The following is a 17,615-nucleotide window of genomic DNA, read 5'->3' as shown; positions in this document are numbered from 1 at the left end:
CCCCCACCGACCACAGCAGCCGCGATCGCATGCGCGACCGGATCGCCGAGGTGCTGCAGCGGGCCCGCCGCCGCACCGCCACCCTCACCGACAGCGTCGACGAGGCCGACCTCGTCGCCCAGCATTCGCCGCTGATGAGCCCGCTGGTCTGGGACCTCGCGCACATCGGCAATCAGGAAGAACTGTGGCTGGTCCGCGATGTCGGCGGCCGTGAGGCCGTCCGAGCCGATATCGACGAGCTCTACGACGCGTTCAAGCACGCTCGCGCGAACCGTCCCGCACTGCCGCTGCTGAATCCCGATCAGGCGCGCGGCTACGTCGGCACGGTGCGCGAAAAGGTCTGGGATGTCCTGGGTTCCAGCGCACTGTCCGGTGATCCGCTGGTGGACAACGGCTTCGCGTTCGGCATGATCGCCCAGCACGAACAGCAGCACGACGAGACCATGCTCGCCACCCACCAGCTGCGCCTCGGCGCACCGGTGCTGTCCGCGCCGCCCGCGCCCACCGCGCCCACGCTGATCGGCGGCGAAGTGATCGTTCCCGCAGGCGAATTCCTGATGGGCACCTCCGCCGACCCGTGGGCGCTGGACAACGAACGCCCCGCCCACCCGGTGCACGTGCCCGGCTTCGCCATCGATGTCGCGCCGGTGACCAACGAGCAGTACCTGGCCTTCATCGCCGACGGCGGCTACGAGCGGCCAGAGCTGTGGTCGGATCGGGGCTGGGCGCACCGGCAGGAGGCCGGGCTCGTCGCACCGCAGTTCTGGGAGCGCGACGGCGCGCAATGGACGCGCCGGGCCTTCGGTGTCCGCGCGCCGCTGCGGCCGTGGCAGCCGGTGGTGCACGTGTGCTGGTTCGAGGCGGAGGCCTATGCGCGCTGGTCGGGCAAGCGATTGCCGACCGAGGCCGAGTGGGAGAAGGCGGCCAGGTTCGATCCGGTCACCGGCGCGTCCCGCCGCTATCCGTGGGGCGAGGACACACCGGACGAGCGCCTGGCCAATCTCGGCCAGCGGCATCTCGAGCCCGCCGACGTCGGCGCGTACCCGGCCGGTGTGTCGGCGACCGGTGTGCACCAGCTGATCGGCGACGTCTGGGAGTGGTGCGCTTCGGGTTTCGAGGCGTACCCCGGGTTCCGCGCGTTCCCCTACCGCGAGTACTCGGAGGTCTTCTTCGGCGGCGACTACCGCATCCTGCGCGGCGGCTCGTTCGGCACCGACGAGGTCGCCTGCCGCGGCACCTTCCGCAACTGGGACCACCCGATTCGCCGCCAGATCTTCGCCGGGTTCCGGCTGGCCCGCGACCTGCGCGAGGACGAACGCTGATGAACGGGCGCAACGTCGGTCGTTTCCGGCCCGTACGGCGGGCGGGCGACCGCTGATGTGCAGGCACCTCGGATACGTCGGTCCGCCGGTGACAGTCGGTGAGCTGGTCGTGCGTGGCCCCCACTCGCTCTACCGGCAGTCCTGGGCGCCCACCGACATGCGGGCGGGCGGCACGATCAATGCCGACGGTTTCGGTGTCGCCTGGTGGCGCCGGGCCGAGGTGGGCGTCGACGGCGCGCGCGACGCGGTCACCCGCTACCGCAACGCCGCGCCCATCTGGACCGACCCGGCCGTGACCGAGGTGCTGGGGCAGCTGGAGTCGCGCGCGGTGCTCGCCGCCGTCCGGTCGGCCACCGTCGGCATGCCGGTGGAGCGAGCAGCCTGTGCGCCGTTCGTCGATGAGCACTGGGCCTTCAGCCACAACGGTGTCGTCCCCGACTGGCGGTCGACACTAGCGCTCGTACTCGCCGACCTGGACGAGATACTGGCCTCCGCATCAGGATTCGGTGCGCCCGCCGGTGCGTTTCAGGCCGGGGGAAACGGTGCGGTGCCGTCGGGTTCGTCTGCCGGGTCGTTTTCTGGCGGGGAGAAAGCCGGTGCAGCACCGCCCGTCGATTCGTTGCGGATCCGCGCCGATGCCACACCCCTGTTCGGTTCGGCCGCGGCACTGTTGCATGCCGAGTCACTCACCGACTCCGCGGCACTGTGGGTGCTGCTTCGTGGTCTGCTCGGGGCGATCGACCCCGGTGGCCCGGTCGCCGACGCGGCCGATGCGCTGCGACTGCTGACCGCCGCGGTCCTGCGGCACCAGCCGAATGCCCGCTTGAACCTGTTGCTCGGCAACGGGACCCAGCTGTGGGCCACCACCTGCTGGCACTCGCTGTCGGTCCTCGTCGCCGACGACTACACCGTGCTGTGCTCCGAACCGTACGACGCCGATCCACGGTGGCAGCCGGTCGCCGATCGCCGGCTGGTGATCGCCGGCCCCGGCCACTGCACCATCACCGCTCTCGAGCTTCCCGTCACCGAAAGGGTCCGTTCATGACCGCGCCGCTGCTGGACATCCACCTCACCGACGACGATCTCACCGCGGCCTTGCGCACCGACGCCCGCACCGGCCTCACCGCCACCCCGAAATCGTTGCCGCCCAAATGGTTCTACGACGCGCGCGGCAGCGAGCTGTTCGAGCGGATCACCGAACTGCCCGAGTACTACCCGACCCGCACCGAGCGGGCCCTGCTGCAGCGGGTCGTCGGCGAGATCGCCGCGGCCGCCCGCCCCGATGTACTGGTGGAACTCGGGTCCGGCTCAGCGGCCAAGACCCGCCTGCTGCTGGACGCGCTCACCACCGAAGGCTCGCTGAAAACCTATGTACCGCAGGATGTCTCGGCCTCAGCGTTGCGCGGTGCGGCGACCGAGATCGCGGCCGAGTACCCGAACCTGGCCGTGCACGGCGTCGTCAGCGACTTCACCGACACCCTGCACAATCTGCCGCGCGGTGGCCGACGGATGATCGCTTTCCTCGGCGGCACCATCGGCAACCTGGTGCCCGCCGAGCGCGCGGAGTTCCTGGCAGGCATCAACGAGGTGCTCGAACCCGGCGAGCTGCTGCTGCTCGGCGCGGGCCTGGTGATCGATCCGGCCGTCCTCGTCCCCGCCTACGACGACGCCGCCGGTGTCACCGCCGAGTTCAACCGCAATGTCCTGCACGTGCTCAACCACCGCCTCGGCGCCGACTTCGACCCGGCCAAGTTCGAGCACATCGCGTTGTGGGACGCCGAGAACGAGTGGATCGAGATGCGCCTGCGCGCTACCGAGGCGATGACCGCCACCGTCGCCGACCTGGACCTGATCGTCGGCTTCGCGGCGGGCGAGCAGATGCGCACCGAGATCTCCGCCAAGTTCCGGCCCGACGGCCTGCGCGCGGAACTGGACGCCGCGGGCTTCACCACGGCACACACCTGGACCGATCAGGACGACCGATTCGCCCTGGTCCTGGCCGAACGTCGCTGAGCGGTCGCGCTACAGGTCGAGCTCGTCGGCGAGGTATTCGCCGGCGGTGAGGTTCTCGTCGCCCTCGAGGTCGCGTTCGACGCTTTCTTCGCCGTTGATCGCGTCGTCGTCGTAGAGGTCACCGTCGACGCCGTCGTCGCCGACTATCCGGACGGCGGCGACCTCGGCGGGGCGTTCGTCCTCCTCGACGGCCTGGCGGGCGGCGCCGTTCTCGGTCCACTCCTCGCTGACTTCCTCGTTGATGCCGAGGAAGCCGTCGGCGTCGGCTTCGTGATTGCGGATCACGTAGTCCTCCGGCGGGTCCTCGACGTACCGCTCGTATGTGACGATGTCGTCGGCCTGACGATCATCGCCCATGTCCATGTCCAGCGGGTTTTCACGGCTCATAAGGCCAGTATCGGCCTCCTTTCGGCGTCAGTCACCGTAGCCACGCCCGGTGGTCAGTGCTCGACGCCCTCGAAGACGCCGGTGAACCACTCGACCAGCGGCCGCAGTTCGGTCCACGCCCGCCGGATCTCGGTGGCCGCCGCCGGGGTGGTCAGCCAGTCCGGCGCGCCGAACTCGCGGCTCGCGATGAGCGATTTGTGCCGAAGCAGCTCGATGCGGGGGTGGTCGATGGAGTAGCCCTTGGGCTTGGTCTTGAGGCGGTCGCCACCGATGGTGTAGCCCGCCGCGGTCGCCGCGGCGAGGATCGCCTCGAGTTCGGCGCCGCGGACGTCGTCGTCGATGGTGGCTCGCAATGTCGCCAGCGCCGCGGGCGACATCTGGTAGCAACCGCCCGCGACGAACAGTCCCGCCGCACCGATCTGCACGTACCAGCCGACACCGGGCGCCGTGCCGGCCACCGCGCCCTGATGGTCCTTGTACGGCGTCTTGTCGGCGGAGAAGCGGACATCGCGGTAGGGCCGGAAGATCTTGGCCTGCCCGAACTCCGGTTCGAGTTCGGCGGCGAGCGCGGTCATCGGCGCGCGCACCGCCTCGTCGTAGGTCTGCTTGTGCGCGGTCCAGAATGCTTTGGAATTATCGGCCTCGAGGTCCTCGTAGAAGTCGAGGGCGGCCAGCGGGAACCCGGTGAAAGCGTCCATCGGTGCAGTATCGCCCGTCGCCGGTCAGATGCTGCCGACCGCCACCACGAACAGTACGACGACGAGCGCGGCCAGCGCCGCGACGACGCCGTTGGCGATCGCCGCCCACTTACCCATCTGCTCGCCCTTGGCGTGCCCGACGAGCCCGAGCACGATCCCGGTCGGCGCGGTCACCAGGATCGGCAGTCCACACAGCATCGCCCCGCCGAGCACCGACGCCGCCACACAGCAGAAGCTGATGATCGACCAGATGGGTGTGTCGTCGGCGTACCCGTAGCGCCGCATCGGCATGGGCTGATAGGGCAGCGGTCCCGGATACCGCGGCGTGCCGTAACCGACCTGGCCGGGAACGGGATATCGCGGCGGATAGACCGGTGCGGGCGGGGGCGGCGGATACGGCGGCAGCTCGACCGGCGGCGCCGGACGCTCGATCCCGGCCCACGGCGCCTCGGCCCGCGCGGGTCCGGGCGCGGGCGGTGGCGGCAGTTCGGTGGGCGGCAGGTTGTCGGTCCACATCCGCTGGGTGGGCTCGGGTAGCACCGGCGCGTCCTGCACCCGCGGCGCCACCTGGTCCTTGCCCAGCTCGACCGGCCTTTCCGGTTCGGTACTCATGTCCCCCCTGCCACGTCCCGACTTACAGGACCACCATGCCTCGAGACCAGCCGGCGCGCCACGTCCGAAGACAAGCGCACCGACTGATCTCACGAGAACATGGGTAACTCACCGGGTACGGGCCAACCCAACCACTCCCAAAGGCTTGCCGCGTCCCCAACCCACCCCGCACCTCAGTCTGGCCAAAAGTCGCGGGGAGGCGGTTAGGCGTTGCCGTTGAACAGGCCGGTGACCGAGCCGTTCTCGAAGACCTCGCGGATGGTGCGCGCCAGCAGCGGCGCGATCGACAGCACGGTCAGCGTCGGGAACTTCTTCTCCTCGCTGATCGGCAGGGTGTTGGTGATGACGACTTCCCTGGCACCGCAGTTGGCCAGGCGCTCGGCGGCCGGATCGCTCAGCACGCCGTGGGTGGCGGCGATGATGACATCGCCCGCGCCGGCTTCCTTGAGCACCTTGACCGCGCCGGCGATGGTGCCACCGGTGTCGATCATGTCGTCGATCAGGACGCAGGTGCGGCCCTCGACGTCACCGACGACGCGGTTGGACTTCACCTGGTTGGGCACCAGCGGGTCGCGGGTCTTGTGGATGAACGCCAGCGGCGTGCCGCCGAGCGAGTCGGCCCACTTCTCGGCGACCTTCACGCGGCCGGCGTCGGGGGAGACGACGGCTAGGTTGTCCGACTGGTAGTTGGTGCGGATGTACTCCGAGAGCTGCACCAGCGCGTGCATGTGATCGACGGGGCCGTCGAAGAAGCCCTGGATCTGGTCGGTGTGCAGGTCGACGGTGATGATGCGGTCGGCGCCCGCGGTCTTGAGCAGGTCGGCGACGAGGCGGGCGGAGATGGGCTCGCGGCCGCGGTGCTTCTTGTCCTGGCGCGCGTAGGGGTAGAACGGCAGCACCGCGGTGATCCGCTTGGCCGAGCCGCGCTTGAGCGCGTCGATCATGATGAGCTGTTCCATCAGCCACTGGTTCAGCGGCGCGGGGAAGCTCTGCAGCACGAAGGCGTCCGAACCGCGCACCGACTCCTCGAACCGCACGAAGATCTCGCCGTTGGCGAAGTCACGCGCGGTCTGCGGGGTGATGTCGACGTCCAGCTCCTTGGCGACCTGCTCGGCCAGCTCAGGATGTGACCGGCCGGCGAAGAGCATCAAGTTCTTCTGGTTGTCGATCGAGAACGCGGTCACTGCTGTTTGCCATCCTTTTGCTCGATTGTCTGATCAGACGTCTCGTTTGCCGCGATGGCATCCGCCGCCGCGCGCGCCGCAGCGGTTCCTGGACGGTAACGCTGCACCCAGTTCTCAATGATGCGCTGTGGCCCACCCGACACGGCCAGTGCCCCCGGTGGAACGCTTCTACGCAGCACAGTACCCGCTCCGGTATAAGCGCCGTCACCCACGGTGACCGGCGCGATGAACATGGTGTCGCTACCGGTCCGCACGTGGGAACCGACCACAGTGTGATGTTTGTTGACGCCGTCATAGTTCACAAAGACGCTGGAAGCGCCGATGTTGCTGTGCTCGCCGATCGTCGCGTCGCCGACGTAGGTCAGGTGCGGCACCTTCGAATGCGCACCGATCGTCGCGTTCTTGGTTTCGACGAAGGCGCCGAGCTTGCCCGCGTCGCCGACGACGGTGCCCGGCCGCAGGTAACTGAACGGGCCGATAGTCGCGCCTTCACCGATCTCGGCGCGCTCGCCGTGTGTGCGGATGACGCTCGCGCCCGTGCCGACGACGACGTCGGTGAGTGTGGTGTCCGGCCCGATCTCGGCGTCCTCGCCGATGTGGGTCTCGCCGAACAGCTGGGTGCCGGGGCGCAGCACGGCATCGCGCCCGATCCGTACGCTCGCGTCGATCCAGGTCGTCGCGGGATCGATGATCGTCACGCCGGCGCGCATGTGCCGTTCGAGGATGTACCGGTTGAGGGTGGCGCCCGCCTCGGACAGCTGCACCCGGTCGTTGACCCCGGTCACCTTGTTGGAGTCGATGAGTCGCGCGCCGTGCACCGGGTGCCCGGCCTCGCGGGCGAGCCGCAGCACGTCGGTCAGGTAGAGCTCGTGCTGGGCGTTGGCGGTGGACAGCCGCCCGATCATGGTGCGCAGCACGGAGGCGTCGAAGGCGTAGACGCCGGAGTTGACCTCTTTGATCTTGGCCTGGGCAGGCGTCGCGTCGGCGTGCTCGACGATCTCGGCGACCTGGCCGTCGGCGTCGCGCACGATCCGGCCGTAGCCGTTGGCGTCCTCGGGGACGAAGGTCAGCACGGTGACGGCGGGCCGTTCGGCATAGCTGCGGTGCTCGTCGAGCAGCGCGGAGAGGGTGTGCCCGTCGAGCAGCGGCACGTCGGCCGAGGTGACGAGCAGGTCGCCGTCGAAGTCCGCGGGCACCGAGCTCAGTGCGCACTGCACCGCGTGGCCGGTACCGAGCTGCTCCTCCTGCACCGCGCTGACGATCTCCCGCCCGAGTTCCTTGCCCACCTCGGCGACGGCGGCGCCGACCTTGTCGCGATCGTGGCCGACCACGGTGATCAGGTAGGTCGGATCGATCTCGGCGGCGGCGTGCAGCGCGTGCGAGAGCATCGACCGACCGGCCAATGGGTGCAGCACTTTCGGGGTCTTCGACCGCATTCGCGTCCCAGCACCTGCTGCGAGAACGACGACGGCGGTCTGCGGTGGCATGGATCTCCCTCGGCTGCCTGTCAGCGAGTGTGCTGTGGCGGGTTCGGTCGGTGATGGTGCGGGCCGACGATACGTCACTGTGTCCGTGTGCTCCGCCGCCAGGACTCGAACCTGAACTATCTGAACCAAAATCAGAGGTGCTGCCATTACACTACGGCGGATCGCTACACCAGTGGGCGGTGAGAGCCCACCACTGTGCTACGGCACGGCCATGATCCTCGCACAGATACCGCCTCCCCGGAAATTTTGGCTTGCCCGCCTCTCCGGAAATTTTGGCCAGACTGAGGTGCAGGGTGAGCTCGGGACGCGGCAAGCCTTGTCGAGGTGGCTGGTGAGCCCGTACCCGGTGAGTTACCCATGTGCTTGCGAAGTCAGTTGGTCGGGATGCGATGAGCGCTGTGGTTGCACGGTCTGGGACAGTTGTGGTGATGGTCCAGGGGTAGAGAGGCGTGCAGCTTTGTCTTCTAGCGAGTCGGCCCGCATGTCGAGGCCGAGGATGACCGGCACCCAGCGGCGGCAGCAGCTGATCGAGATCGGTCGCGCGTTGTTCGCCGAGCGGGGGTATGACGCGACATCGATCGAGGAGATCGCGCAGCGTGCGCAGGTGTCCAAGCCGGTGGTCTACGAGCATTTCGGCGGCAAGGAGGGGCTCTACGCGGTGGTCGTCGACCGCGAGATGTCGATGCTGCTGGACATGATCACCTCCTCGCTCACCCAGAATCGCTCCAGGGTCCGGCTCGAGCAGGTGGCGCTGGCGCTGCTCACCTACATCGAGGAGCGCACCGACGGCTTCCGCATCCTGGTGCGCGACCAGCCCGCCGCCAATGCCGACGGCCGCTATTCGAGCCTGCTCAACGAGGCGGTCAACCAGGTCGCGCACCTGCTGGCCGGCGATTTCGCTCGACGTGATCTCGACACCAGCCTCGCCCCGCTCTACGCGCAGGCACTCGTCGGCATGGTGTCCACCGCCGCGACGTGGTGGCTCGACGAGCGCGAACCACCGAAAGAAGTGGTCGCGGCGCATCTGGTCAATTTGTGCTGGAACGGATTGAGCCACTTGGAAGCCGAACCGGGGCTCAGCTCCGAATGGAATACCGGGCAGGCAGGCGGATCGGCGGGGTAACCGGACGATAGCGCCCACTGCCACAGCGAATCCAGGATTCGGCTGCCGGATAGCCGCCTGGTGGTACGGTTCACCCATCCTTTTGGGTGCTGCCGGGCGGTAAGTCGATCAAACTTCGGGATGTCGGTCTACTTCAGGATGGCTGGATTATTGGATGACAGGCGGATCTGATGGCTAGGCAAGCGCGCGCGGAGATCACCCGCGACTCCGTCCTTGCTGGCGCTGCCGATGTCTTTCTCCGTTTGGGCTACGCCAACGCGAGCCTCAGCGAAATCATCGCGCAGTCCAATGTGACCAAGGGCGCCTTGTACTTTCACTTCGGCTCCAAGGAGGAGCTGGCCAGGGCGGTGGTCGATCAGGGCAACGAGCGCCTGGTCGGCTCGTGCCAGGGATTCTTCGATTCCCGGGTACCCGCGCTGGAGGCGTGCATCGGCATCACCTACGTGGTGGCCGACCTATCGATGAACGATCCGATGGTCGGGGCGATGCTCAAGCTCAACCATCAGATCGGCGACTATCGCGGTGCCCAGGGCGACAACATCGCCAAGGTCTGGAGTGAGACGTACCGGGTGCTGGCCGAGCGCGCCATCGCGCAGGGCGACCTGAACGCCGACCTGGACGCGGACGTGGTCGGCCTGCTGCTGCACGAGCTGACGGCGGGCGTGCACATCGTGGCTGTCGGCACCGAGTCGATGGATCAGATGGCGGCCAGGATGGAACGTGCCTGGCACTTCCTGCTGCCCTCGATCGTGCCGACGGAGAAGCTGTCGTACTTCCGTGAGTTCGCCGCCCGCCGCCTGCGCCGCTACGTGCTCTAGACGCTGCGGTCGGTGGCGAGCACCGCGCGCACGTCGGCCTCGTCGCCGGTGGTCTCGATCCTGACCTCGTTGCGGCCGAACGCGTGCAGCAACAGCTCCGACGGCTTGCCGGTGAGCACGACCTCGGCGCCGGGTGCCTTGTGCGCGGTGATCCGGTCGCCGTCCGGCGTCGCCAGCACCAAGGCGACGGGTGACTTGCGGTAGGCGGCACGGGCGACCGTGCGCAGCGCCGACCACAGCCGCGCCTCGTCGCCCGCCGCCAATTCCCGTGGCGTCCAACCGGGTTCGGCGCGGCGGACGTCCTCGTGATGGACGAACATCTCGGTGAGGTTGGCGAACGCGTCGACCGGCCGCAGCGGTGACCACCAGGGCGGTCCGGTGCGGACCAGCTCGGCGAGTTCGGCGAAGGGCTGCTGCGCGATCTTGTCCTGGGTCGCGTCGAGGTATCCGGCCAGCGGCCGCACCAGGATGCCGAGCGAGGCATCCGGCCTGCGTTCCCTGACCACCAGATGGGCGGCCAGGTCGTGCACCGTCCAGGTACCGCACAGAGTCGGGGCCGACGGCCCCGCTTCGATCATTGTCGCCACCAGGGCGTGGCGTTCCCGCTGAGCCAGACTCACGACCTCGACGGTACGCGGGTACGGCGGGAATCGCCTCGTCGGGCGTACGCCGTGCGCGGACGGCGGCCGTCGCCGGTCGGGGCAGGAGGCGTGCGGGAAGGTGTCGGTGCCGGTGATTAGACTCGACCCGGAACATCCCGTCTGCGTATCAGGAGCGTTCATGTCCTCCCTTCGTCCTCCGCTCGCCGGTCTGGCTGAGGCGGCTGGGGGTGACGCCGCGCTGCGGACGGTTGCCGACCTGGTCGGCAAGTCCGGGGTGGAACTGGTCGCGCCCTCGGCGGTGCGCCCGTTCGTCGCCGGGACGATCGCGGCCCAGCAGCCGCTGGTCGTGGTGACCGCGACCGGCCGCGAGGCCGACGATCTGACCGTCGAGCTGGCCGAGATGCTCGGCCCGTCGGTGGCGCTGTTCCCGTCCTGGGAGACGCTGCCGCACGAACGGCTCTCGCCCGGCCCCGACACGGTGGGCCGCAGGCTCGAGGTGCTGCGCAGGCTGGCCCATCCCGACGACCCGGTCTACCCCGAGCCGTTGCGCGTCGTGGTGACCACGGTGCGCTCGCTGATGCAGCCGATGACGGCGGGTCTCGGCGATATCGAACCGATCGTGCTGCGAGTCGGCGCCGACTACGACTTCGACGCCTTGCTCGCCCGCCTGGTGGAATTCGCGTACACGCGGGTCGACATGGTCGGCAAGCGCGGTGAGTTCGCGGTGCGCGGCGGCATCCTCGACCTCTTCCCGCCGACCGCGGATCACCCTGTGCGCGTGGAGTTCTGGGGTGACGAGATCACCGAGCTGCGCCCGTTCTCGGTGGCCGATCAGCGCTCGCTGAGCGAGCACACCATCGACACCCTCGTCGCGCCGCCCTGTCGCGAACTGCTGCTCACCGAGCCGGTGCGCGAACGCGCCGCCGCCGTCGCCGCCGACAACGCGGCCGATGCCGCCCTGGTCGAGATGCTGGACAAGATCGCCGAGGGCATCCCGGTCGACGGCATGGAAGCCCTGCTGCCGGTGCTCGCGCCCGGCAAGCTGAGCCTGCTCACCGAGGCGCTGCCCGCGGGCACCCACCTGCTGCTGTGCGATCCGGAGAAGATCCGCACCCGCGCCGCCGATCTCGTGCGCACCGGCGAGGAATTCCTCGAAGCATCATGGACCGCCGCGTCTTTCGGTAGCGACGCGCCGCTGGGCGCGCACGGTCTTGACCTGGCCGCCTCCGGCTACCGCAGCCTGCCCGAACTGCACACCAGCGCCGACGAACTCGGGCTGCCGTGGTGGACGCTGAGCCCACTCAGCTCCGGTGACCCGGTCGAGGTGAACCTGCCCGTGCTGGCCGGTCCCACCGCGCGCGGGTCCGAGGAACTGGTCGCCACCATGTTCGCGTCGCTGCGCGCGCACGTGGCCACCGGCGGCCGCGCGGTCATCGTGGTGACCGGACACGGTACGGCGCAACGCATTCTGGAACGGCTCGCCGACGCCGAGGTGCCCGCCGCGGCGCTGGCGGCGGGCGCGGTGCCGGAACCGGGTGTGGTCGGTGTGCTGTGCGGTTCGCTGCACGACGGCCTGATCTTCGACGACGCGAGCCTGGTGGTCGTCGCCGAATCCGATCTGACCGGCAACCGGGTCACCGCACCGACCGAGGGCAAGCGGCTGCCTGCCAAGCGCCGCAACCAGGTCGACCCGCTGGCGCTCACCGCGGGCGACATGGTGGTGCACGACCAGCACGGCATCGGCCGCTTCGTGGAGATGATCGAGCGCACCATCGGCGGGGCGCGGCGCGAGTACCTGGTCATCGAGTACGCGCCGGGCAAGCGTGGTCAGCCGGGCGACCGGCTGTTCGTGCCGATGGAATCGCTCGACCAGCTCTCCCGCTACGTCGGCGGCGAGCTGCCGAGCCTGTCCAAGCTCGGCGGTTCGGACTGGGCGAACACCAAACGCAAGGCGCGCAAGGCAGTTCGCGAGATCGCGGGCGAGCTGGTGCAGCTCTACGCGGCCCGCCAGGCGGCGCCGGGTCACGCCTTCGCCCCGGACACACCGTGGCAGCAGGAGATGGAGGACGCGTTCGCGTTCACCGAGACCGTCGACCAGATGACCGCCATCACCGACGTCAAGGCCGACATGGAGAAGGCGGTCCCGATGGACCGCGTGGTGTGCGGCGACGTCGGCTACGGCAAGACCGAGATCGCCGTGCGCGCCGCGTTCAAGGCGGTCCAGGACGGCAAGCAGGTGGTCGTGCTGGTGCCGACCACCCTGCTGGCCCAGCAGCACCTGCAGACGTTCACCGAGCGGGTCGCCGGTTTCCCGGTGACGGTGAAGGGCCTGTCGCGGTTCACCGACGCGGCCGAGTCCAAGGAGATCATGGCCGGGATGGCCGACGGCGCGGTCGACATCGTGGTCGGCACGCACCGGCTGCTGCAGACCGGCGTGCGCTGGAAGGACCTCGGCCTGGTCGTCGTCGACGAGGAGCAGCGTTTCGGCGTCGAGCACAAGGAACACATCAAGGCCCTGCGCACCCACGTCGACGTGCTCACCATGTCGGCCACCCCGATCCCGCGCACCCTGGAGATGAGCCTGGCCGGCATCCGCGAGATGTCGACCATCCTCACTCCGCCCGAGGAACGGCACCCCGTCCTCACCTATGTCGGCGCCTACAACGACAAGCAGGTCACCGCCGCCATCCGCCGTGAGCTGATGCGCGACGGCCAGGTGTTCTACGTGCACAACCGGGTGTCCTCGATCGACAAGGCGGCCAAGAAGATTCGTGATCTGGTGCCCGAGGCGCGCGTCGTCGTCGCGCACGGGCAGATGAACGAGGACCAGCTCGAGCGCACCGTGCAGGGGTTCTGGGAGCGCGAATACGACGTGCTGGTCTGCACCACGATCATCGAGACCGGCCTCGACATCTCCAATGCCAACACCCTGATCGTGGAACGCGCCGACTCCCTCGGCCTGTCGCAGCTGCACCAGTTGCGCGGCCGTGTCGGCCGGTCCCGCGAGCGCGGCTACGCCTACTTCCTGTACCCGCCGGAGAAGCCGCTCACCGAGACCGCCTACGACCGCCTGGCCACCATCGCCCAGAACTCGGATCTGGGCGCCGGCATGGCCGTGGCGATGAAGGACCTCGAGATCCGCGGCGCAGGCAATGTGCTCGGCGCCGAGCAGTCGGGCCATGTGGCCGGCGTCGGTTTCGACCTGTATGTGCGCCTGGTCGGCGAGGCTGTCGAGGCGTATCGCGCGGCCGCCGACGGCAAGCCGATCGTCACCGAGGAGACCAAGGAGGTGCGCATCGACCTGCCGGTGGACGCGCACATCCCGCCCGACTACATCGCCAGCGACCGGCTGCGGCTCGAGGCCTACCGCAAGCTCGCCGCGGCACAGGACGATTCGGCGCTGGCCGCGGTCGTGGAGGAGCTCGTCGACCGGTACGGCCCGCTGCCGGTGGAGGTCGGCAGGCTGGTGTCGGTGGCCAAGCTGCGTCTGCTCGCCCGCGCCTACGACGTGTCCGAGATCGTGGTCACCGGAACGACACTCAAGATCGCGCCGCTGAATCTGCCCGATTCCAAACAGCTGCGGCTCAAGCGGCTCTACCCCAGCGCGACCTACCGCGCGGCCAGCGGCCTGGTGCAGTTGCCGCTGCCGCGGGTCACCGACAGTGTCGGCGCCGACCGGGTGCGCGATGTCACCGTGCTGCAGTTCGTCGCCGATCTGCTGCTCGCGCTGGACGGCAAACCGCAAGGCATGGTTGATCTTTCGGTGCCGACCGAAGCGACGCCCGGCTGATGGGCGGCGAGGTCACACAGGAGGCGGCCGACACCGCCGTGGTGGCGGCCGGGCTCGCGGGCGCGGTCGAGGTGATGGACCGGCTGTGGCATTTCGGCGGCTGGGAGACCACCCAGACCCACGACTCGCTGCGGCCCTACCTGCTCGAGGAGACCTACGAACTGCTCGACGCCATCCAGGCGGGCGACTGCGAGACCATCAAGGAAGAACTCGGCGACCTGCTGCTGCAGGTGCTGTTCCACTCCCGGATCGCCGAAGCCGCAGGCGAGTTCACCGTCGACGAGGTGGCCGCGACGCTGGTGGGCAAGCTGGTCCACCGCAGCCCGCACCTGATCGATGCCGACCTGCCCGCGGGCACCTCGGTGGCCGACAAGATCGCCGCCCAGGAAAAGGCATGGGAGGAACGGAAATCCGCCGAGAAATCGCGGCGCTCCTGCCTGGACGGGATCGCCATGGCCCAACCCGCCCTGGCGCTGGCCGAAAAGGTGCGCTCGCGCAGCGCCAGAGCCGGTCTGCCCGAGGATCTGGTCCCGGAAGCGCTGCGCGTAGTCGAGCTCGGCGGCCCCGATTCCGCCGAGGAACGCCTGCGTAAGGCCACCCTGGACTTCGCCACCACCATCCGCGCCGCCGAGGACGCCGCGGAATCCGCACGTGGCGAACGTCTCCCGTTGACGGCGCCGGAATGGCGCGCCTACTGGCCTGAATAGTTACCGGTCAGCTAATCGGATCGTTCGCGCAGGTGACGGCTGAGACGTTGCTGAGATCTGCCGGACAATCCGACGCGAGCCAGCGAGCAAGTGGCACACCGAATTAGACTCGGGGGTGCGCTCGCCGTTCGCGGCGTGCCACGTGGTGTCCGACGATCGTCGAGGTGAGGTAGATGGCAACAGAAGTCGATCCGGTAGAGCAGGATTACGCGACCGATCATCCCGAGCTCGACGTGTTGCCGGTGTGGCCGCAGGAGACGATCGCGGTGCTGGTCACGACCGATCCCGCGCCGCACGCGATTCCCGTGTCGTGGCCGGTGCGCGCGGGCGACCGGCGGATCCTCATCAGCCTCAAGTCCGATCGCGGCTCGCTTGCCCGGCTGCGGGCCCAGCCCGAGGTAGCCCTGCTGATCCTGGGCGGCGGCAATGTCGCGCTGTGCGCGCGCGGACGGGCGAAGGTGATCGCCGAGCAGATGCCGTCGGCGGACGACTACACCGCCGTGCAGCTCGACGTGGACGTGATCGACGACCATCGGCAGTCGGCCTTCGCGGTGGACCGTGGCATCCAGCGCACCGTGCTCGACGAGTCCGAACTGCGTGCGTTGGAGGGCCGGGTCGAAACCCTGCGGACCTGGGCAGAGAAAGGGAACTGATATGACTGTCACGCTCGCCAAGGGCGGCAATGTCTCGCTGTCGAAGCAGACCGACAATCTCACCAAGGTGGCGGTGGGTCTGGGCTGGGACGTGCGCACCACGACCGGCGCCGATCACGACCTCGACGCCAGCGCGCTGGCGACCGGGGCCAACCTGAAGGTGCTCTCCGACCAGCACTTCATCTTCTACAACAACCTGCGCTCGCCGGAAGGCACCATCGAGCACACCGGCGACAACCTGACCGGTGCGGGTGACGGCGACGACGAGGTGATCAATGTCGACCTGGCCGCCACGCCGCCGACGATCACCAACATCTTCTTCCCGGTGTCGATCCACGACGCGCAGGCCCGCGGCCAGTCCTTCGGCCAGATCCGCAACGCCTACATCCGCGTCACCGACGCCAACACCGGCGTCGAGCTGGCGCGCTACGACCTGTCCGAGGACGCCTCCACCGAGACCGCCATGGTCTTCGGCGAGCTGTACCGCCACAACAACGAGTGGAAGTTCCGCGCGATCGGCCAGGGGTACGCCTCCGGCCTCGCCGGTATCGCTCGCGATTACGGCGTCAATATTTGATGCGGGCCGGGGCCCGCGTGTTCGCGGCCCCTTGTGTCCCGCCGGTCAGGCACCGTTGCTTGCTCCTTCGTCGCCTACGCAACGGCACCTGACCAGCGGGACGGCCGCGAACCGCCGCTGCGCGGCGGCCCCTCCTCAGGGTCGGGGCGTGCGGGGCGCTAGTGCGATTGGGCGGCGGGTACGCGCACTGCCCGTGCCGTACTCGCCTGATCCAGCAGGGCGAAGTACTTTCGGAGCATAAGCACCGCGGTGGTGGCCAGGCCCGCCGTGAGGCCCCACCACACGCCTGCCGCGCCCAGATGCAGCGGGAACGCGAACAGCAGGGCCGCGGGCAGGCCGACACCCCAGTAGCCGACCAGTGACAGCCGGAAGCCCGCTGAGGTCTCCTTGAGCCCGCGCAGCAGGCCGGTGCCGATGTTCTGCGCGGCGTCGAAGAACTGCAGCACGATGCCGATGAGCAGCAGGGTGTGCGCGATCGCGATGGTGTCGGTATCGGAGGCGTCGAGGAACGGCGCGAGCACGAGATCCGGGGCGACCACGTACACGACGCCGGTGACCGCGGCGAGGATGCCCGCCTGCCGCAGCGCCAGCCAGGCCAGCGCCCTGGCATGGCCGAACTCGTCGCGCGCCACGGCATGGCTGACCAGGATCGATGCGCCGTGCGAGAGCCCGATCGCCACCTGGAACACGATGTAGATGATCTGGTAGACGACATTGTGCGCGGCCAGCGCGGCCGGTCCGAAGCTGCCCATCACCAGCGCCAGCACCGAGAACATGCCCGCTTCCGACCCGTAGGTGAGCGCGATGGGGGTGCCGAGGCGCAGTTCCTCGCGCACGGTCGCCCAGCGCACCGGCCACGGCGTGGACGGCAGCGTCGGGCCGAGTCGTTCGTCGTGGCGCACCATCGCCCAGAACACCGCGAAAGTGATCAGGAAGACCAGCGAGGTCGCGATGCCGACGCCGGTGAGCCCGCTCGCCGGAATCCCCGCCCAGCCGTGGATGAAGGTCAGCGCGAGCACCAGGTTCAGCGCGACCGAACCCAGCGTCACCAGCAGCAGGGCCTGCGGTCGCTGCATACCGACGGTGTACTGGCGCAGCACCTGGAACCACAGGCACGGCAGCAGACCCGGCGCCAGCGCGATCATCATCGGCCGGGCGAGCGCGAGGACACCCTCGTCCTGACCGAGCCACGGCAGCACCCACCCCAGCCCGATCAGCAGCGCGCCGCCGAGCAGGCCGGCGATGGTGGCGATGACGACCGCGCCGCGCACGACCGCGCGCACCTCGTCGTCGGCCGAGCCGCCGCGCTTGCCCGCCGCGCTGACCGCGCCCGCGATCTGGTTGCCGGTGCCGGTGATCAACCCGACGCACATGGTGCGGATCTGGTTGAACAGCACCAGCGCCAGGCCACCGGCGGCGACCTCGGCCACGCCGAGCGTGCCCATCAGCGCGAGGTTGGTGGTCGAGACTGCGATCTGCGCCAGCTGCGTCAACGCGATCGGCGTCGCCAGCCTGGCCAGCGCGCCGCTGTCTGCCCGCGTGCCGATCACCCGCTCGCTCCGGGACGGTTCCACAGGTGGCGCCCCTGAGCGCTGACCCGCAGGCTCCGGGTCGCCCCGGGGTGGCTGCTCGTGTGGCGCGC

At 69.1% G+C, this 17,615-nt stretch carries 16 protein-coding genes and 1 tRNA gene; 9 read left to right on the top strand and 8 right to left on the bottom strand.

Translation table 11 applies throughout. The annotated features are described in order from the left end of the window. Positions 1-29 precede the first annotated feature (29 nt). From egtB to egtD, 3 genes are all read left to right on the top strand, one after another. Positions 30-1,322, top strand: a complete 1,293-nt coding sequence (gene egtB, locus ACFVAV_RS01735) for an ergothioneine biosynthesis protein EgtB (protein ID WP_379029898.1) — start codon at positions 30-32, stop codon at positions 1,320-1,322. An 88-nt stretch (positions 1,323-1,410) separates the two neighbouring features. After that, complete coding sequence (locus tag ACFVAV_RS01730) at positions 1,411-2,367, top strand: class II glutamine amidotransferase (RefSeq protein WP_379028469.1); 957 nt, start codon at positions 1,411-1,413, stop codon at positions 2,365-2,367. Next, positions 2,364-3,335: an L-histidine N(alpha)-methyltransferase gene (gene egtD / locus ACFVAV_RS01725; protein WP_379028468.1), complete on the top strand. Its 972-nt coding sequence runs from the start codon at positions 2,364-2,366 to the stop codon at positions 3,333-3,335. The genes ACFVAV_RS01730 and egtD overlap by 4 nt, the downstream gene beginning before the upstream one ends. Before the next feature lie 9 nt (positions 3,336-3,344). On the opposite strand, the gene ACFVAV_RS01720 is transcribed toward egtD, so the two are convergent. The 6 genes from ACFVAV_RS01720 to ACFVAV_RS01695 all read right to left on the bottom strand — a co-directional run bounded on the left by ACFVAV_RS01720 (position 3,345) and on the right by ACFVAV_RS01695 (position 7,864). Continuing rightward, the gene (locus ACFVAV_RS01720; RefSeq protein ID WP_379028466.1) at positions 3,345-3,722 is read right to left on the bottom strand and encodes a hypothetical protein; all 378 of its coding nucleotides are present in this window, start codon (positions 3,720-3,722) and stop codon (positions 3,345-3,347) included. Between the two features lie 53 nt (positions 3,723-3,775). Further along, positions 3,776-4,420, bottom strand: a complete 645-nt coding sequence (locus tag ACFVAV_RS01715) for a DUF2461 domain-containing protein (RefSeq protein WP_379028464.1) — start codon at positions 4,418-4,420, stop codon at positions 3,776-3,778. 24 nt (positions 4,421-4,444) lie between these two features. Beyond that, positions 4,445-5,032: a hypothetical protein gene (locus ACFVAV_RS01710; protein ID WP_379028462.1), complete on the bottom strand. Its 588-nt coding sequence runs from the start codon at positions 5,030-5,032 to the stop codon at positions 4,445-4,447. A 203-nt stretch (positions 5,033-5,235) separates the two neighbouring features. After that, entirely contained in the window at positions 5,236-6,216 is a 981-nt protein-coding gene (locus ACFVAV_RS01705) for a ribose-phosphate diphosphokinase (protein ID WP_379028460.1), read from the bottom strand. Beyond that, entirely contained in the window at positions 6,213-7,703 is a 1,491-nt protein-coding gene (gene glmU, locus ACFVAV_RS01700) for a bifunctional UDP-N-acetylglucosamine diphosphorylase/glucosamine-1-phosphate N-acetyltransferase GlmU (RefSeq protein ID WP_379028458.1), read from the bottom strand. Before glmU ends, ACFVAV_RS01705 begins: the two co-directional genes overlap by 4 nt. A 90-nt stretch (positions 7,704-7,793) precedes the next feature. Further along, positions 7,794-7,864 (bottom strand) — tRNA-Gln (locus tag ACFVAV_RS01695). 335 nt (positions 7,865-8,199) lie between these two features. Between ACFVAV_RS01695 and ACFVAV_RS01690 the strand changes: the two genes are divergently transcribed. Continuing rightward, positions 8,200-8,826 (top strand): TetR/AcrR family transcriptional regulator, encoded by a 627-nt coding sequence (locus tag ACFVAV_RS01690; protein ID WP_379028456.1) that lies wholly within the window; start codon positions 8,200-8,202, stop codon positions 8,824-8,826. Positions 8,827-8,996: 170 nt separating this feature from the next. Continuing rightward, positions 8,997-9,644, top strand: coding sequence for a TetR family transcriptional regulator (locus ACFVAV_RS01685; RefSeq protein ID WP_379028454.1), 648 nt, complete (start codon positions 8,997-8,999; stop codon positions 9,642-9,644). Here ACFVAV_RS01685 and ACFVAV_RS01680 read toward each other — a convergent pair. Then, complete coding sequence (locus ACFVAV_RS01680) at positions 9,641-10,264, bottom strand: TIGR03085 family metal-binding protein (protein ID WP_379028452.1); 624 nt, start codon at positions 10,262-10,264, stop codon at positions 9,641-9,643. The genes ACFVAV_RS01685 and ACFVAV_RS01680 overlap by 4 nt on opposite strands. A 160-nt stretch (positions 10,265-10,424) precedes the next feature. Between ACFVAV_RS01680 and mfd the strand changes: the two genes are divergently transcribed. The 4 genes from mfd to ACFVAV_RS01660 all read left to right on the top strand — a co-directional run bounded on the left by mfd (position 10,425) and on the right by ACFVAV_RS01660 (position 15,973). Next, entirely contained in the window at positions 10,425-14,036 is a 3,612-nt protein-coding gene (mfd, locus tag ACFVAV_RS01675; RefSeq protein WP_379028450.1) for a transcription-repair coupling factor, read from the top strand. Then, positions 14,036-14,743, top strand: coding sequence for a MazG family protein (locus ACFVAV_RS01670; protein WP_379028448.1), 708 nt, complete (start codon positions 14,036-14,038; stop codon positions 14,741-14,743). The genes mfd and ACFVAV_RS01670 overlap by 1 nt, the downstream gene beginning before the upstream one ends. A 173-nt stretch (positions 14,744-14,916) precedes the next feature. Next, entirely contained in the window at positions 14,917-15,396 is a 480-nt protein-coding gene (locus ACFVAV_RS01665) for a hypothetical protein (protein WP_379028446.1), read from the top strand. A gap of 1 nt (position 15,397) precedes the next feature. Next, positions 15,398-15,973, top strand: coding sequence for a TerD family protein (locus ACFVAV_RS01660; RefSeq protein ID WP_189026033.1), 576 nt, complete (start codon positions 15,398-15,400; stop codon positions 15,971-15,973). Positions 15,974-16,131: 158 nt separating this feature from the next. Here ACFVAV_RS01660 and ACFVAV_RS01655 read toward each other — a convergent pair whose 3' ends face one another. Next, the gene (locus ACFVAV_RS01655) at positions 16,132-17,547 is read right to left on the bottom strand and encodes an MATE family efflux transporter (RefSeq protein WP_379028444.1); all 1,416 of its coding nucleotides are present in this window, start codon (positions 17,545-17,547) and stop codon (positions 16,132-16,134) included. Positions 17,548-17,615 lie beyond the last annotated feature (68 nt).

It is taken from the genome of Nocardia sp. NPDC057663 (assembly GCF_042799895.1).
GTDB lineage: Bacteria > Actinomycetota > Actinomycetes > Mycobacteriales > Mycobacteriaceae > Nocardia.
The sequence above is the reverse complement of the archived record's forward strand: the minus strand, read 5'-3'. Positions and strand labels throughout refer to the sequence as shown.